Origin of the sequence: Intrasporangium oryzae NRRL B-24470, assembly GCF_000576595.1 — a bacterium.
Taxonomy (GTDB): Bacteria; Actinomycetota; Actinomycetes; order Actinomycetales; family Dermatophilaceae; genus Intrasporangium_C; species Intrasporangium_C oryzae.
In genome coordinates, this window is record NZ_AWSA01000075.1 from 1 (window position 1) to 14,639 (window position 14,639).

Annotated in this window: 18 protein-coding genes and 1 tRNA gene; 9 read left to right on the forward strand and 10 right to left on the reverse strand. The window is 70.9% G+C overall.

From position 1 onward, the window contains the following. Positions 1 to 164: 164 nt before the first annotated feature. Genes N865_RS20245 through N865_RS20255 form a run of 3 tightly spaced genes read left to right on the forward strand, consistent with a single transcriptional unit; the run spans position 165 to position 2,114 of the window. Complete coding sequence (locus N865_RS20245) at positions 165 to 539, forward strand: FtsB family cell division protein (RefSeq protein WP_281173526.1); 375 nt, start codon at positions 165 to 167, stop codon at positions 537 to 539. After that, positions 536 to 1,153, forward strand: a complete 618-nt coding sequence (locus tag N865_RS20250) for a DUF501 domain-containing protein (protein WP_084328420.1) — start codon at positions 536 to 538, stop codon at positions 1,151 to 1,153. The genes N865_RS20245 and N865_RS20250 overlap by 4 nt, the downstream gene beginning before the upstream one ends. Continuing rightward, positions 1,146 to 2,114, forward strand: coding sequence for a Ppx/GppA phosphatase family protein (locus N865_RS20255; protein WP_034810046.1), 969 nt, complete (start codon positions 1,146 to 1,148; stop codon positions 2,112 to 2,114). The genes N865_RS20250 and N865_RS20255 overlap by 8 nt, the downstream gene beginning before the upstream one ends. A gap of 35 nt (positions 2,115 to 2,149) precedes the next feature. Here the strand turns inward: N865_RS20255 and N865_RS22040 are convergent, their stop codons facing one another. Then, complete coding sequence (locus N865_RS22040) at positions 2,150 to 2,710, reverse strand: hypothetical protein (protein WP_051511175.1); 561 nt, start codon at positions 2,708 to 2,710, stop codon at positions 2,150 to 2,152. 315 nt (positions 2,711 to 3,025) lie between these two features. Between N865_RS22040 and N865_RS20265 the strand changes: the two genes are divergently transcribed. Continuing rightward, a complete protein-coding gene (locus N865_RS20265) occupies positions 3,026 to 3,670 on the forward strand; it encodes a hypothetical protein (RefSeq protein WP_034810047.1) in 645 nt (214 codons plus the stop codon). 104 nt (positions 3,671 to 3,774) lie between these two features. Here the strand turns inward: N865_RS20265 and N865_RS20270 are convergent. Continuing rightward, a tRNA-Leu gene (locus tag N865_RS20270) sits at positions 3,775 to 3,847 on the reverse strand. Positions 3,848 to 4,031: 184 nt separating this feature from the next. On the opposite strand from N865_RS20270, the gene N865_RS20275 reads away from it, so the two are divergent. Both N865_RS20275 and N865_RS20280 read left to right on the forward strand, forming a co-directional pair. Then, entirely contained in the window at positions 4,032 to 4,913 is an 882-nt protein-coding gene (locus tag N865_RS20275; RefSeq protein WP_034810048.1) for a Bax inhibitor-1/YccA family protein, read from the forward strand. 19 nt (positions 4,914 to 4,932) lie between these two features. After that, on the forward strand, positions 4,933 to 5,232 hold the full coding sequence (locus N865_RS20280; protein WP_034810049.1) for a hypothetical protein: 300 nt from the start codon (positions 4,933 to 4,935) through the stop codon (positions 5,230 to 5,232). A gap of 63 nt (positions 5,233 to 5,295) precedes the next feature. On the opposite strand, the gene N865_RS20285 is transcribed toward N865_RS20280, so the two are convergent. Next, on the reverse strand, positions 5,296 to 6,519 hold the full coding sequence (locus tag N865_RS20285) for an acetyl-CoA C-acetyltransferase (RefSeq protein ID WP_034810050.1): 1,224 nt from the start codon (positions 6,517 to 6,519) through the stop codon (positions 5,296 to 5,298). Positions 6,520 to 6,759: 240 nt separating this feature from the next. On the opposite strand from N865_RS20285, the gene N865_RS20290 reads away from it, so the two are divergent. Then, positions 6,760 to 7,518: a hypothetical protein gene (locus N865_RS20290; protein ID WP_034810051.1), complete on the forward strand. Its 759-nt coding sequence runs from the start codon at positions 6,760 to 6,762 to the stop codon at positions 7,516 to 7,518. Between the two features lie 96 nt (positions 7,519 to 7,614). Here N865_RS20290 and N865_RS20295 read toward each other — a convergent pair whose 3' ends face one another. Beyond that, positions 7,615 to 8,712, reverse strand: coding sequence for an SGNH/GDSL hydrolase family protein (locus N865_RS20295; RefSeq protein WP_034810052.1), 1,098 nt, complete (start codon positions 8,710 to 8,712; stop codon positions 7,615 to 7,617). A gap of 179 nt (positions 8,713 to 8,891) precedes the next feature. Here N865_RS20295 and N865_RS20300 point away from each other — a divergent pair, with 179 nt between their 5' ends. Next, positions 8,892 to 10,262, forward strand: coding sequence for a cystathionine beta-synthase (locus N865_RS20300; protein WP_034810054.1), 1,371 nt, complete (start codon positions 8,892 to 8,894; stop codon positions 10,260 to 10,262). Between the two features lie 93 nt (positions 10,263 to 10,355). Here N865_RS20300 and N865_RS20305 read toward each other — a convergent pair whose 3' ends face one another. The 6 genes from N865_RS20305 to N865_RS20325 form a co-directional block, all read right to left on the reverse strand. Beyond that, positions 10,356 to 10,928, reverse strand: coding sequence for an HhH-GPD-type base excision DNA repair protein (locus N865_RS20305; protein ID WP_034810055.1), 573 nt, complete (start codon positions 10,926 to 10,928; stop codon positions 10,356 to 10,358). A 273-nt stretch (positions 10,929 to 11,201) separates the two neighbouring features. Further along, positions 11,202 to 11,345, reverse strand: coding sequence for a hypothetical protein (locus tag N865_RS23350; protein ID WP_211244938.1), 144 nt, complete (start codon positions 11,343 to 11,345; stop codon positions 11,202 to 11,204). Between the two features lie 30 nt (positions 11,346 to 11,375). Continuing rightward, positions 11,376 to 11,747 carry an NUDIX hydrolase gene (locus N865_RS20310; protein WP_211244939.1) on the reverse strand — a complete coding sequence of 124 codons (372 nt, stop codon included), beginning with the start codon at positions 11,745 to 11,747 and terminating at the stop codon, positions 11,376 to 11,378. Between the two features lie 73 nt (positions 11,748 to 11,820). Continuing rightward, complete coding sequence (locus N865_RS20315; protein ID WP_034810056.1) at positions 11,821 to 12,339, reverse strand: NUDIX hydrolase; 519 nt, start codon at positions 12,337 to 12,339, stop codon at positions 11,821 to 11,823. 171 nt (positions 12,340 to 12,510) lie between these two features. After that, the gene (locus N865_RS20320; RefSeq protein ID WP_034810057.1) at positions 12,511 to 13,149 is read right to left on the reverse strand and encodes a hypothetical protein; all 639 of its coding nucleotides are present in this window, start codon (positions 13,147 to 13,149) and stop codon (positions 12,511 to 12,513) included. 43 nt (positions 13,150 to 13,192) lie between these two features. Continuing rightward, the gene (locus tag N865_RS20325; RefSeq protein ID WP_157557802.1) at positions 13,193 to 13,438 is read right to left on the reverse strand and encodes a hypothetical protein; all 246 of its coding nucleotides are present in this window, start codon (positions 13,436 to 13,438) and stop codon (positions 13,193 to 13,195) included. A 217-nt stretch (positions 13,439 to 13,655) separates the two neighbouring features. Between N865_RS20325 and N865_RS20330 the strand changes: the two genes are divergently transcribed. Continuing rightward, complete coding sequence (locus tag N865_RS20330) at positions 13,656 to 14,609, forward strand: alpha/beta fold hydrolase (protein WP_034810059.1); 954 nt, start codon at positions 13,656 to 13,658, stop codon at positions 14,607 to 14,609. Positions 14,610 to 14,639 lie beyond the last annotated feature (30 nt).

The following is a 14,639-nucleotide window of genomic DNA, read 5'->3' on the forward strand; positions in this document are numbered from 1 at the left end:
CGGGACGCTCCTCGACGACGCGGCCGAGCACGTCGCGCGCGGCCTCGTCGCGAAGGGGCGGTCCGGGCCAGGCCCGCCCGGCCCTCGCCGCGAGAGCGCGGAGCACCCCACCCGCCCCACCGTCCGCGTCGACGGCGTGGGTCCGCGGCGGCATCCTGCTCGGCATCGTCGTCATGATCGCCGTGACCCTCGTGCCGACCCTGCGCTCCCTCATCGAGCAGCGCAACCAGACCACCGCGCTCCAGGAGACGGTCCAGTCCCAGCGCGCAGACGTCGTCTCGCTCGAGCGGCAGGCAGCGCTGTGGAAGGACCCCGCCTACATCGAGCTGCAGGCCCGGCAGCGGCTCAAGTTCGTGCGCGTCGGCGACCGCGCCTACAGCGTCATCGACGCCCAGCGCCCCAAGGACGACGGCACCTCGGACCCGCGACCTGTCGTCGCGGCCCCGATGGCCAACGACTCCTCGCCGTGGTACGGCAAGCTCTGGCAGTCGATCCAGATCGCCGACCGCCCGACCGCGGGCGTCCCCCGCACGAGATGAGCCCGGCCGACGACGCGCCGGGGCGGCCCCACGACAACGAAGCGAGCACCTCCTTGGGCAACCACGACACCCGACCGCCGGTCGCCGAGAGCGACCTCGACGCCGTGCAGCGTCAGCTCGGCCGACGCCCCCGCGGCGTGGCCGAGGTCGCGCACCGCTGCCCGTGCGGCGAGCCGGACGTCCTGCGGACCGAGCCGCGCCTGCCCGACGGGACGCCCTTCCCGACGACGTACTACGCGACGTGCCCGCGGCTCACAGGGGCGATCAGCACCCTCGAGACTGAGGGCGTGATGAGGGACATGACGGCAAGGCTCGCGGACGACGCGACGCTCGCCGCGGCATACGAGAGAGCGCACGAGCACTATCTGGCGCGGCGGGCGGAGCTCGGCGACGTGCCGGAGATCGCGGGGATCTCGGCCGGCGGCATGCCCAACCGGGTCAAGTGCCTGCACGTCCTCGTCGGCCACTCGCTCGCGGCCGGTCCGGGGGTCAACCCGCTCGGCGACGAGGCGCTCGAGATGCTCGAGCCGTGGTGGACGCCCACCTCGTGCGCGGCCATCCATGCCGCCGAGGACGACGCGGCCACGAGCCCGGCGGAGGCTGACGATGAGTGAGCCGACGGTGCGCGTCGGGGCGGTCGACTGTGGCACCAACTCGATCCGCCTCCTCGTCGCAGACATCGACCCCGAGACCAGGGTGCTCACCGACGTCCTGCGCCGGATGGAGATCGTCCGGCTCGGCTACGGCGTCGACCGCACGGGCGTCATCGACCCGGAGGCCATGGAGCGCACGCTCCGCGTGACGCGGGAGTATGCCGCCCAGTGCCGTGAGCTGGGCGCCGAACGCGTCCGCTTCGTCGCGACGTCAGCCTCGCGCGACGCGCGCAATGCCGCAGACTTCATCGACGGCGTGCGGGCCGCCTTCCTCGAGCACTGGGGCGCCGAGGTGACCCCCGAGGTCGTCACCGGCTCGGAGGAGGCCGCGCTCTCCTTCAGCGGGGCCACGGGCGGCCTGGCGGCACAGGGCGTCCCCGGACCGTATCTCGTGGTCGACCTGGGCGGCGGGTCGACGGAGTTCGTCAGGGGCACGGATGCGGTCGAGGCGGCGCGCTCCGTCGACGTCGGCTGCGTCCGCATGACCGAGCGTCACCTCGTCAGCGACCCGCCGACCGCCGCGGAGATCGCGGGCGCGACCCGCGACATCGATGCCGCGATCGACGAGGCGGCCGCCGTCGTGCCCTTCGAGGGGGTCCGCGCGCTCGTCGGCCTCGCCGGAAGCGTCACGACGATCACGGCGCACCAGCTCCGCCTGCCGGCCTACGACCCGAAGGCGATCCACCTCTCCCACGCGAGCACCGCCGAGGCGCTCGCCGCGTCGGCCGACCTGTTGGCCATGACGAAAGCGGACCGCGCGGCACTGCCCTACCTCCACCCGGGCCGCGTCGACGTCATCGGTGCAGGCGCCCTCGTATGGAGCCGGATCATCGAACGGGTCGCTGCCGTCGCTGGGATCACCGAGGTCATCACGTCGGAGCACGACATCCTCGACGGCATCGCGCTCAGCCAGGTCCCCTGACCCCAGCGCGGGCTCCGGGCTGTGGGTCAGGCCGGTCAGCGGCTGTGGCGCTCGCGCAGGAGGAGCCGGATGCGCCGCTCGGCAATGTCCTCGGCGTGCCGCGCCAGCCACAGGCACACGACGGCCAGCGGAACCTCGACGAGGACGGCCATGGCGAGCGCCTCGTTGCGGCTCGGACCGGGGCGGGACATGACGACGTCGAACCACGCGTCGACGAGGAGCAGCGCGGCGGAGAAGCTCGCCGTGACGGTCAGGTGCCTCGATCGGCGCAGGGCGCTCCATGCGGTGGCCGCGAGGGCCACGAGCAGCGCGATGTCGAAGCCGATCCAGGCGACGTCGAAGTCGTGGGCGACGACCCGGCTCGGCAGGGCCTCACCGAGGTAGATGGTCCACGGGACGAGCGCCACGGCGCACACCCCGAACAGGACGCCGGCCCAGCGCACCGCCCGTGAGCCGTCCACGAGGACGACGTTGGCGGCGCTGTCCTCCGGCGGGATGAGCTCGTCGAGCGCGTCGGCCGCGCTGCCGGCGCCTTCTGTCGTGGGCGGGAGTGCGGGGTCGCGGAGCCTCTCGCCTGGACTGGTCGCCTCACCCATTGGGTCCTCCTGCTGCGTTGGCGGGCCGGTGGTCCGGGCTCCTGGCCTTGTCCTCATGCTAAGCCGCTCGCCTCGGTGGCACCGTCGGCCCGCGTCCGGCTTCGTCGAGGCGGAGGCGGCGCCGGCGGCTGCAGTGGGACCTTCGCCTCTGTCGAGGCCAGTTGGGCCCTCGTTAGCGTTCGGGACGAGGTGGAGCGCGTCGGTGCGCATCAGTTACCCACCCGAACGAGCGGAGGCGGACGTCGTGAGACCCCGGACGAGAACGGTACGAAGGGTCGGTGCGGCGCCGCGGCGGGACTGCTGGCCACTCTTGCAGTGACGGTGACCGGCACGAGCGCCACGAGCGCCCCGCGCGTCACCCACGAGTCCTTCACCTTGAGCGGCCTCATGGCGGATGCCTCATGGAAGGCCGAGGAGGGCACGGAGCCCGAGGTGGGCGCGCCCGGGATCCTGTACGTACAGGGCGCCCATGCCACGTCGACGAATCGGGTGCCGGGTGCCAAGCCCGTGCGCGGCCCGATGCCCGCGCTCCTGGCCATGGGGCTGATGATGCCGGGCGTGGCACCCGGTGACGAGCCCTACCCGGCGGAGCTGTGGTGTGCCACGGGCGACTTCTCCTTCACCGTGGCCGACGACCTGTCCAGCGCCGCGCTCGACGTTCCGACGTGCGACGCCCAGGTGTTCGCGGTGGACCCGAATACCGGTGAGGAGACTCCGAACGGGGTGACGGTGACCGTGGCCATCACGACCGACTGGACCGCGACGGGACCGCTCGAGCAGCAGAGGTCGCACTCGCGCTACAGCGTCGGCGGGCTCTGGAGCATGGAGATGGCCAGGACCGCGATGCGACCGGCATCGGCCGACATCACGGTGACGGGGCTACCGGGCGGGACGTTCAGCGGAACGACGAACGAGGCGGCCATCCAGGACGTCAAGGTCGGAACGCTCCAGCGCCAGTAGGGGCACGTGAGGCGGCGGCCCCTCCCCGACGGAGCCGGGCCGCTGCGGAGGGCGCTCGGGCTTGAGGGAGGGGTAGCCCGAGCGCTCATTCGCGTTTCGTGCCGTACCCCCGGTCGGACTCGAACCGACACTCGAGCGATTTTAAGTCGCCTGCCTCTGCCATTGGGCTACGGGGGCAAGGCGTTCAGTATGCCGTCCACCGCGGTCCCCGACGAACGGGACCCTGCGCCTGAGAGCACGGGCTGGAGGGTCGGGGCGGGGCGAGTCAAGGGTGCGGGAACCAAACCGAGGCACCTGAACGCTTAGGCTTTGAGGTAGTCGCCACAGTCGGTGGCACTCAGTGTCCGGGAGGCACTCACACATGGCAGGTGGAAACCCGGTCTTCGACCGGCTCAACAAGCAGATCGAGCAGGAGCGCTACGCCGGTTTCGGCTCGCCCCAGGGCTCGCAGTCCGGTCCCGTCCAGGGCACCCAGGCCGCGTCTGCCGGCTACGCGGCGCAGGACGCGATGTCGACCCAGCAGCTCAACGACCTCTACGCCCAGCAGGCTGCTGGCCCGGTCGACACCGGTCGTGTCACGCTCGACGACATCATCGTCAAGAGCCTCGTCCTCTTCGGCATCACGCTGGCCGTCGCCGCGGTCTCGTGGTTCTGGACCGCGGCCAACACCGACCTGACGCTGCCGTTCTGGCTCGGCGGCATGTTCGGCACGCTGATCCTCGGCTTCGTCATCGCCTTCAGCAAGAAGGTCTCGGTGCCGCTGCTCCTCGTCTACGCCGCCCTCCAAGGCGCGTTCCTCGGAGCCTTCAGCCAGTACATCAACGCGATCCCGAAGTACGAAGGTGTCGTCGTCACCGCCGTCCTCGCCACGCTCTGCACGTTCGCGGCGATGTACGTCGGCTACGCCACCGGCTTCGTCAAGGTCAATGACCGCACCCGCCGGATGTTCTTCTTCGCCCTCGTCGGCTACGGCATCTTCTCGCTCCTGCAGGTCGTCCTGCTCATGACGGGCGTCCTCGACGGTTGGGGCTTCGGCGGCAGCGGCAGCTTCGGCATCCTCATCAGCCTCTTCGGCGTGGGCCTCGCCGCCTACTCGCTCGCCGTCGACTTCGACTCGATCGACAACGCCGTCCGCGTCGGAGCCCCGGCGAAGTACTCGTGGCTCCTCGCGCACGGCCTCGTCGTGACCCTCGTCTGGCTCTACGTCGAGTTCGTCCGCCTCTTCGCGCGCCTGCGCGACTGACCGCCGGGTTCTCGTTGCCGTGGGATCGCCTGTCCCGCAGGAGGTCTCCGACGAGCTGAAGCGCGTGGTCGAGCGGTGGCAGCAGCTGCCGCTCGACCACGCGCTCTCCCGTATGCCGCTCGCCAGGGAGGTCGTCCAGGCGCTCGCTGACCGGGTGTCCGGGTCGCGAGGGCGCTCCCACACCGAGGTGCCGGACCTCGGCCCGGCCGTGGTGATGGACCAGCTCACCGTCATGGTGCACGACGTGTTCGTGACCGAGCCCGACGCGGACCCGACTGACGTCGTGACCGCGCTGAGCGGCATACGCAAGGGGCTGTAGCCCGGCAGACGAACGTGGCCCCTTCCGTCCCGGACGGAAGGGGCCACGTTGGTCGTGGCGAGGTCAGCTGAGGCGCTCGAAGATGACCGCCATGCCCTGGCCGCCGCCGACGCACATCGTCTCGAGACCGAACTGCTCGTCACGCTCGCGGAGGGCGTTGATGATGGTGCCGGTGATCCGGGCACCGGTCGCGCCGAACGGGTGGCCGATGGCGATGGCGCCCCCGTTGACGTTGAGCTTGTCGTAGTCCATCCCGATCTGGTCGGCCGAGCCGATGACCTGCGCGGCGAAGGCCTCGTTGATCTCGTAGAGGTCCATGTCGCCGATCGACATACCGGCCCGCTTGAGGGCGAGGTTGACGGCCTCGACCGGGCCGAGGCCCATGATCTCAGGGGAGAGGCCCGTCGCGGCCGTCGAGACGACCCGCGCGAGCGGCTCGAGCCCGAGCTCCTTCGCCTTCGTGTCGCTCATGACGACGAGGGCCGCGGCGCCGTCGTTGAGCGGGCAGCAGTTGCCGGCCGTCACGGTGCCCTGCGGGCGGAAGACCGGGTTGAGGCCCTGGACCGCCTCGAGCGTCACGCCGGCCCGGGGGCCGTCGTCCTTGGTCACGACGGTGCCGTCCGGCGTGGTGACCGGGCTGATCTCCCAGTCGAAGAAGCCCCGCGCGATGGCCGCCTCGGCGCGGTTCTGCGACGTGACGCCCCACTCGTCCTGGCGTTCGCGGGAGATGCCGTAGGCGGTGGCGACGTTCTCGGCCGTCTGGCCCATCGCGATGTAGATGTCGGGCAGCTCGCCCTGCTCGCGCGGGTCGGTCCACGTCTCGTTGGTCTCGGCGATGCGCTTGGTCCGGGCCTGGGCGGCGGCGAAGCGGCCGTTCTGCTGGTCCTCCTTGGCGCCGCCGGCCCCGGCCCAGTCGGTGTACTGCGAGACGCACTCGACACCGGCCGAGACGAAGATGTCGCCCTCGCCGGCCTTGATCGCGTGGAAGGCCATCCGCGTCGTCTGCGCGGAGCTCGCGCAGAAGCGGTTGATCGTCGCGGCGGGCGTCGCGTCGATGTCGAGGAGGGTCGCGACGACCTTGGCCATGTTGGAGCCGTGGCGGCCGGACGGCTCCGCGCAGCCGAGGTAGATGTCCTCGACGAGCGACTTGTCGAGGGCGGGGATCTTGTCGAGCGCGGCCTGGATGACGGTGGCCGCGAGATCGTCGGGCCGGACGTCCTTGAGCGAGCCCTTGAACGCCCGGCCGAACGGCGAGCGGGCAGTCGAGACGATGACGGCTTCGGTCATGGGGTTCTCCTGGGATGGCTGATCGCGCCTCCCGCGCCATCGCGGGCGGCTGGTAAGCGCGTGCTCACCTCGTGGCCGATCGTATGCCGCCCGGCTGGCAAACGACAGCGGGCGGGGGTATGGCCTGCATCTCGTCGGCCGAGCCGGAACCGTCTCTCAGTCTGTCCGGTTATGGTGACGGGACCGAGCCTTCGCGGGCCACGCGACCCGCGGGCCGCCCTGACCCGACAAGAGGACTGCATGAAGACCCTGACGACTCGCGCCCTCGCCCTCGCCGGCGCGCTCGCCATCAGCCTCGGCGCCACCGCGTGCTCGAAGTCGGACGCGCCGGCCACCGGGTCGTCCTCGTCGACCGGCGCCACGCCAGGGACGACGCCGACCGCGACGAGCCAGGACACGCGTGCCCCGAAGCCTGCCGACCTCCTCCAGGACGCCAAGGCCAACGCGCTCGCGGCGACCTCGGCCGCGTTCGTCGGGGAGATCACCCAGAACGGCGAGCTGATGAAGATCGACTTCAAGGGGACGAGCGACGGCAAGACCGCCGACATCTCCCTCCAGATGAGCAGCATCGGCAAGGTCCACCTCATCTCGGTGCCCGGATCGCTCTACATGCAGGGTGACGCCTCCTTCTGGAAGGCCCAAGGCGCTCCTGCCTCGGTTCAGAAGGCCGGGGACAAGTTCGTCAAGGCGCCCGCCGACGCGGCCGCGATGGCCGACAGCCTCAGCCTGAGGAGCTTCCTCAAGGAGGCGTTCGGCGCCATCACGCCGCAGCAGCTGTCCGACACGGTCGGCGAGGAGTCGGTCAACGGCGTCCCGTGCTGGGTCCTGACCGACCGCAAGGGAAAGGCCGAGGGCATGCTCTACGTGTCGAAGGACCGCTCAGAGGTCGTCCGCTTCACCGGGTCCAAGGACAGCCCTGGCCAGCTCGACTTCTCCCGGTGGAACGAGGACCTCGGCATCACCGCGCCGAGCGCCTCGCAGATCCTCCCGATCAACTGAGGGCGCTGACCGACGCGACCCAGGAGTGCGCGGTTGTCGGATCAGTGCGCGCGCTGCAGGTCGCACCCTTCCGACCACCCCGCAGTGCTGGTCGTATCAGGTGACGCCGTCCGGCTGGGGCGCACCCATGGGGCCGGACGCTGCCACGGCATCGGAGGGTGCCGCCGCTTCGGAAGCCGGGACGGGGTCGGAGGCGGGAACGGCCATGGCGGGGCGCATCCGGTGCAGGAGAACCGCCCACCGGCCGCGCGCCCCGCGGGGCTGCCCGCGGACCTCGGTCGGGGCGACCTCGGTGCCGGGCCGGGCCACCGCCCGCTTCGCCGCGACCGCGACCGGCCCGATGCCCTCGCCTCGGCGCAGGTCGGGCGCGGGAGGCGCGCTTCGCTCCCCGAAGAGGTCGAGGGCGGCGCTCACCGTCGGCAGGAGGGCCGCGGCCACACGGGCGTAGCCGGCCGGGCTCGGGTGGAAGCGGTCGGCGCTGAACATCACCGTGGGGTCGGCCGAGAAGGCCTCGCTCAGCAGGTCGCCGACGGAGACGGCACGACCGCCAGCCTCGACGACGGCGACGGTCTGGGCGGCCGCCAGGTCGCGTGACCACCGCCGCGCGAGGAGACGGAGCGGCTGCGGGACCGGCTCGATCGCGCCGAGGTCGGGACACGTCCCGACGACGACCTCGGCGCCGGCATCGCGGAGCCGGCGGACCGCCATCTCGAGGTGCCGCACAGCTACGGCCTTGTCGATGCGGTGCGTGACGTCGTTGGCACCGATGAGGATCACGGCGACGTCGGGCACGGCCACGGCCTCGAGCGCCCGCTCTACCTGCGGGCCGAGGTCCGGGGACTCGGCGCCGATGACGGCGACGTTGGTCAGGTCGACCGGCCGGCCACTGAACGCGGCGACGCCGTTCGCGATCGTCGCGCCGATGGTCTGGTGCGGGTGCTCGGCTCCCATGCCGGCCCCCGTCGAGTCCCCGAGGACGAGGAGCCGGATCGGCTCGCCGGGCCCGAAACCGTAGCGGCCGGCGTCGTCAGGTGCGCCCTCGAACTGCTGACCGACGATCCGCCGGGTGAGGAGGGCCTCGACGCGGAGGAGGGCGTAGCCGAGCAGACCCAGGGCCCCGAGACCGGCGACGCCCATGCCACCACCGTAGGCGGCCGTCTGCGCGATCTTCCGTGCCCGCCGTGCGCGGCCCATGAAGCGCCCCCTTGTGCCTGAGTTCGGTCCGTCCCCACGGTAACGCGCGGCGCCGACCCCGATGTCCCCGTTCACGACTCGCGCCCGCCCCGCACAGGCCCGGCGCAGGCGCGGCACCCGGCCCAGCGGCATACCGGCCCGTGTCTCGCACTCTGGGACGGGCCTCCTAGGATGAGCGGATGAAGTACGCAGAGCACGTCGCAGACCTCGTTGGGAACACGCCGCTCGTCAAGCTCGGCGCCGTCGTCGCGGACGCGGGGGTGAAGTGCACCGTGCTCGCCAAGGTCGAGTACTTCAACCCGGGCGGCTCGGTGAAGGACCGCATCGCGCTGCGGATGATCGAGGCAGCCGAGCGTGACGGCCTGCTCAAGCCCGGTGGCACCATCGTCGAACCGACGAGCGGCAACACCGGTGTCGGCCTCGCCCTCATCGCCCAGCGCCGCGGCTACAAGTGCGTCTTCGTCTGCCCCGACAAGGTGAGCCAGGACAAGCGCGACGTCCTCAAGGCGTACGGCGCCGAGGTCGTCGTCTGCCCGACCGCTGTCGAGCCGGACCACCCCGACTCCTACTACTCCGTCTCCGACCGCCTCGTCCGCGAGATCGACGGCGCCTGGAAGCCCAACCAGTACTACAACCCGGAGGGCCCCCGCAGCCACTACCTGACGACCGGCCCGGAGATTTGGGAGGACACCGACCACCGGGTGACGCACTTCGTCGCGGGAGCCGGCACCGGCGGCACGATCAGCGGCACCGGCAAGTACCTCAAGGAGGTCAGCGACGGCGCCGTGCGCATCATCGCGGCCGACCCCGAGGGCTCGGTCTACTCCGGCGGCAGCGGCCGTCCCTACCTCGTCGAGGGGGTCGGCGAGGACTTCTGGCCGGGCGCCTACGACCCGTCCGTCGTCGACGAGGTCATCGCCGTCAGCGACGCCGACTCGTTCGAGATGACGCGCCGGCTCGCCCGCGAGGAGGGCCTGCTCGTCGGCGGCTCGTGCGGCATGGCCGTCGTCGCGGCGCTCCGGGCCGCCAAGGACCTGCCCGAGGACGCCGTCATGGTCGTGCTGCTGCCCGACTCGGGCCGGGGCTACATGTCCAAGATCTTCAACGACGAGTGGATGCACTCCTACGGCTTCCTCAACGACCACACCGAGCAGACCGTCGGCGACGTCCTGCGCAGCAAGTCGGGGGACATGCCCGCCCTCGTCCACACCCACCCCAACGAGACGATCCGCGACGCGGTCCACATCCTCCAGGAGTACGGCGTCTCGCAGATGCCCGTCGTCAAGGCCGAGCCGCCGGTGATGTCGGGCGAGGTCGCCGGGTCCGTCAGCGAGCGGGCTCTGCTCGACGCGCTCTTCACCGGTCGCGCCCACCTGGCCGACTCCGTCGAGAAGCACATGGAGAAGGGCCTGCCCCTCGTCGGCGCCGGCTCGCCCGTGTCGGCGGCGCGCCACGAGCTCGAGCAGTCCGACGCGATCCTCGTCGTCGAGGACGGCAAGCCGATCGGCGTCCTGACGCGGGCCGACCTGCTCGGCTTCATCGCCGACTGAGTCGTCACCTGCCGCGTATGCCGCTGGGCGCGCGCCCAAGGGCACGTTCCCTCGGGAGCCAGCCCAGCGGCATACGGCGGAAAGGCTTGCGGCTCAGACCTTCTCGCGTGCCTCGGCCTTCTTGGCCTTCTTGTGCTCCCGCACCTTGACTCGGGACGCCTCGTCGATGACGTCGGCGATGGAGCGGTGGCCCGGCTTGCCGTAGTCACCGGTCGCCTCCTGCCACCCCTCCGGCGCCACGCCGAGTTGCTTGGCGAGCAGGGCCGCGAAGATCTTCGCCTTCTGGTCGCCAAAGCCCGGCAGGCTCGCGATCCGTGCGACGAGCTCGCTGCCCGAGGAGACGTCCTTCCAGACGTTCGCCGCGTCGCCGCCCCAGTCGTCGACGAGGGCCTGGCAGAGCTGCTGCGTCCGCGTCGCCATGGAGCCGGGGAAGCGGTGGAGCGCCGGTGGAGTGCGGAAATGCTCGAGCAGCGTGTCGGGCGGCAGCGCCGCGATCGTCGCCGCGTCGAGGTGGTCGGTGCCCATCCGCTCGGCGAGGACGCTCGGCGAGGTGAAGGCCTTCTCCATCGGGATCTGCTGGTCGAGCTGCATGCCGAGAAGGAGGGCCAGCGGGTCGCGTTCGAGGAGGGCGTTGCCTTCGTCCGTGGTCGCGAGGTGGAGTGCCATGGGACCCATCTTGACGTATGCCGTCCCGCTGAGCCGTTACGACTTCACCCCAGGAGGTCCAGGCGTCAACCCTTGATTGACACGGCGACGATGTCAATCTTGACCGGCACGGTCGCATGCTGGAGCTCGTCGCGGTGCCTGCCCGTCGGCCCACCCGAATCATCCACGCCGACCGGCTCCGGGACGGGACAGTCGGCAGCGCGTCAGGCGAAGGCCGACACGCGGAGTGCGGAGCGTTCCCGGTGATCCTCTGCTGTGGCCGGACAACGACCGTCACCGGGTGACGGCCGGAGGCTTCCATGGGTCGAGTCGGTCGAGGCACATCCACGCCATGTCGGCGTCCGTGAGCTCTCCACTACGCAGGTGGGCGAGGAAGCCCCGCATCGGCATCGTCACCACCTCGCAGAACTCGTCCACGTCCAACTGCTGCTCGAACGCGACGCGGCATCACGTTGCCAAGGCCGCGTGGCGCAGATGCGTGGCATAGCCCGCGAGCCACGTCCGGCCCACGAGGGCCATCTGGTCAGCGACATAACCCGTCTCCTCGCGCAACTCTCGGGCCGCTGCGTCCAGAACGTCCTCGCGTTCGTTCACCACACCGCCCGGCAACTCATGCAGCACCTTGCCCGGCCCCGGGCGGAACTGTCGCGTGAGCACGATGTCGCCATCAGTTGTGATGGCAACGACGGCCACGGTTCGACCTCCAGCGAGAATGTCCCATTCGGCCTCACGGTCGTCTGGCATGGCGTAGGTACGGGTGTTCACCGTGAGATGACCGGCTGGACCGGGTCGCTCGCTGACTACCTCCCACGTCTGCATCCGCGGACGATAGCCCAGCAGGTCACGCCTGACTCCTGGGTTCGGGCAACTCAGAGGAGCGTGCCCAGTGAGATCAGAGGCCGAGCATCACCGGCGTCCTCGGGATGTCGCCGGCGATCAGCGCCCCCAGGGGCGTGGCGATGTCACGGGGTGAGAACAGGTCGGTGCCGCGGTAGTCGGCAATGTCTGCGTGTCGCCACCATCGCATCCCGCTGATGCACTCGGCGGCGAGGTCGTCGTCGGACAGCGCGCCGTGGGGATCAAAGCGCGTGGTGCGGACGAGGAAGTAGTCGTTGACCACCCCGTCGTAGCCGTCGGCCTGGCCAGGGACCGGGACCTCTTGGCGCCAGACGTGAGGCGGGTCATCGTCGATGACGAGCCCCGTCTCCTCGTGCAGCTCGCGGCGCAGTGCCGCCAACGGCAGTTCACCGGGCTCGATGCCACCGCCAGGGGCCGACCACACGACCGTTGCACCCGCGGGCACCGCTGGGTGCGGGAAGCTGAAGCGGCAGAGCAGGACGTGGTCATCATCGGCCAGGATGATCGCCCGGACTGCGTGTCTCAGCTTCGTCGGCGCGGGTGTCTCGCTCATGTGCGGATGATCACGGGGCCAGGAGCCGAGCGCAAGCCGGGTATGGGCCCCGAGGACGGCGTTCCGTGCGAGCCAGCGGCCATTAGCGGCTGCGCTGGTAGGCAAGGTCGCCAACAGGTGTTCCGTTGGTGTCTCCCGGTCGTTGCCGGGCAGGGTCGGGGCATCTCCCGCTTACGGCTGCCGGGTGTCGAGGGCGATCCGCACCGTCGGCCGTGCCTCAGGTCCCGCGGACGGGTCGACCGACACGGTGATCGTCAGGCCATTCTTGGTGGCCACCTTCGGCCAGGCGGCGTTCTCCGTCACGCTCCAACCCTTGGCCGTCAGCTCGGACCGGTAGAAGTCCCAGACCGCGGTGGCGTCGGTCATGTCCAGCCCTCCGACGCAGCCGTCGCTGCCGCTCTCGAGCGTCGCGTAGAAGGGGGCGGGGTGCTCGAGCGAGTCGAACGCCGCCTGTGCCGTTCGCAGCGTGGCAACGACTGCGGGGTCCATGGCACCTCCGGCCGCGTCGCCCAGGCAGTCGGGGACGCGGGTGTACGTCGCACTCTTGGCGTTCACCCCGATCGCCGCGCCGAGGAGCGGGCCTGCGACGGCCACGACGGTGAGCACCGCCGCGGTCACGATGACCGGCGTGGTCCGCTTCACCACGACAGCGATGCCGGCCAGCACGAGGACGACGAGTCCCGACAGCGCGGCCGGGACGATGCCTTGCGCGAAGCCCGGCCGGGTCGTGTCGCCGGATACCCGCAGGTACTGGTTGGTGACGACGGTGACCAGGACGACCCCGAGTGCCCCAGCCACCAGGAGGAACACAGCGAGTCTCGTGCCCGATTTCCGGGCCTCCTGGGTGGTCACGTCAGTCTGCTGCCGCGTTGGGGCGACGGTCCGGGTCGTCGTTCGCCAGGCCGGCGCTCGCTGCCTCCGGTCGCGCGTGATCCCGTCTCCTGCGAACCATCCTGACCACCTTCATGGCCAAGGCGGTCAGTGCGGCGAGTGCACCGGCGAGAAGCAATGCGTCCGGGTGGTCCTGGAACGCCGAGATCGTCTCGGTCCGTTCCGGGGCCTCGACCGTGTCACGGACCTCGTCCATGATGACTCCCATCCGACCCCTCTGCTCGTTGTCCATCCTGTGCGAGATCGCCCCGAGCTGAGCAGGGCCGACCGGCCCTGAACCGGCCGACATGTCCGTCGCGGGCGCCGAGTTCGTTACCTGACGGCCGATTTGGCCACATCCCGTCCGCCGTGCTCGCGGGCGTCCGACAATGGGGGAGCACGACAGCCCGGCGACGTCCGGGCGAGGCATCGACGGAGGCGAAGTCATGACCAGTCCGATGAGCGAGGACGCGATCTCCGACGGGTCCGGAGGTCCTCCGCCGTCGAAGTGGGTCAACCTCGACGGGCCGGTGCACTACGTCGACTACGGGGGACCGGCAGAAGGTCCGATGCTGCTCCTCGTCCACGGCCTGGGCGGCTCCGCCGTCAACTGGGCGGCGATCGCGCCGACCCTCGCCGAGACGAACCGCGTCATGGCGATCGACCTCGTGGGGTTCGGGCGCACTGAGACGCTCGGGCGCCCGACGAGCGTCCACGAGAACCAGCGCCTGCTTGCGCGGTTCATCGACGCGGTCATCGGGCACCCGGTCATCCTCGTCGGCAACTCCATGGGCGGGCTCATCTCGATCCTGCTCACCGGCGACCGCCCCGACCTCGTCGCGGGTCTGGTCCTCGTCGACCCGGCCGTACCGGTCGGCCCGACCGCGCGGCCCGACCCCCTCGTCATGCTCATGTTCGGGGTCTACGCCGTGCCGGCCGTCGGACGGATCGTCATGTCCCGGAGGCGCACCGTGCTGTCGGCGGAGGCCCAGGCCAAGGCCGTGCTGCGTCTCTGCACGGTCGATGCCAGTCGCGTGCCGGCCCATGTCCTCGAGCAGCATCTCGAGCTGGCCCGCGAGCGGGACTCCTACCCCAACGTCGACGCGGAGCTCGTCGTGGCCGCGCGCTCCCTCGTCCTCGTCCTCGCGCGACGCAAGCGCATCGAGGCGATCATGAAGGAGATCAGCGTCCCCGTGCTCCTGCTGCACGGCGACCGGGACCGGCTCGTCCCGATCGGCGCCGCGCGGGCGGTCGCTGCCGCCAACCCGACGTGGCGCTTCGAGGTCGCCCACGACGTGGGGCACGTGCCGCAGCTCGAGGTGCCCGAGTGGACCCTCCAGCACGTCACCGACTGGCTGGCCACCGAGGGCGCCGTGGCCTCCCTCACTGCGAGGCCCTAGATGTACTCGGCCTGGACGTTGGTGACAGTC

Bases quoted from the DNA above. Each gene is read 5' to 3' on its own strand.
- N865_RS20275 (WP_034810048.1), top strand. From the start codon at position 4,032: ATGGCAGGTGGAAACCCGGTCTTCGACCGGCTCAACAAGCAGATCGAG.
- N865_RS20305 (WP_034810055.1), bottom strand. From the start codon at position 10,928: ATGGCACTCCACCTCGCGACCACGGACGAAGGCAACGCCCTCCTCGAA.
- N865_RS20300 (WP_034810054.1), top strand. From the start codon at position 8,892: ATGAAGTACGCAGAGCACGTCGCAGACCTCGTTGGGAACACGCCGCTC.
- N865_RS20255 (WP_034810046.1), top strand. From the start codon at position 1,146: ATGAGTGAGCCGACGGTGCGCGTCGGGGCGGTCGACTGTGGCACCAAC.
- N865_RS20290 (WP_034810051.1), top strand. From the start codon at position 6,760: ATGAAGACCCTGACGACTCGCGCCCTCGCCCTCGCCGGCGCGCTCGCC.
- N865_RS20250 (WP_084328420.1), top strand. From the start codon at position 536: ATGAGCCCGGCCGACGACGCGCCGGGGCGGCCCCACGACAACGAAGCG.
- N865_RS20315 (WP_034810056.1), bottom strand. From the start codon at position 12,339: ATGAGCGAGACACCCGCGCCGACGAAGCTGAGACACGCAGTCCGGGCG.
- N865_RS20310 (WP_211244939.1), bottom strand. From the start codon at position 11,747: ATGCAGACGTGGGAGGTAGTCAGCGAGCGACCCGGTCCAGCCGGTCAT.
- N865_RS20325 (WP_157557802.1), bottom strand. From the start codon at position 13,438: ATGGGAGTCATCATGGACGAGGTCCGTGACACGGTCGAGGCCCCGGAA.
- N865_RS20285 (WP_034810050.1), bottom strand. From the start codon at position 6,519: ATGACCGAAGCCGTCATCGTCTCGACTGCCCGCTCGCCGTTCGGCCGG.
- N865_RS20295 (WP_034810052.1), bottom strand. From the start codon at position 8,712: ATGGGCCGCGCACGGCGGGCACGGAAGATCGCGCAGACGGCCGCCTAC.
- N865_RS22040 (WP_051511175.1), bottom strand. From the start codon at position 2,710: ATGGGTGAGGCGACCAGTCCAGGCGAGAGGCTCCGCGACCCCGCACTC.
- N865_RS20330 (WP_034810059.1), top strand. From the start codon at position 13,656: ATGACCAGTCCGATGAGCGAGGACGCGATCTCCGACGGGTCCGGAGGT.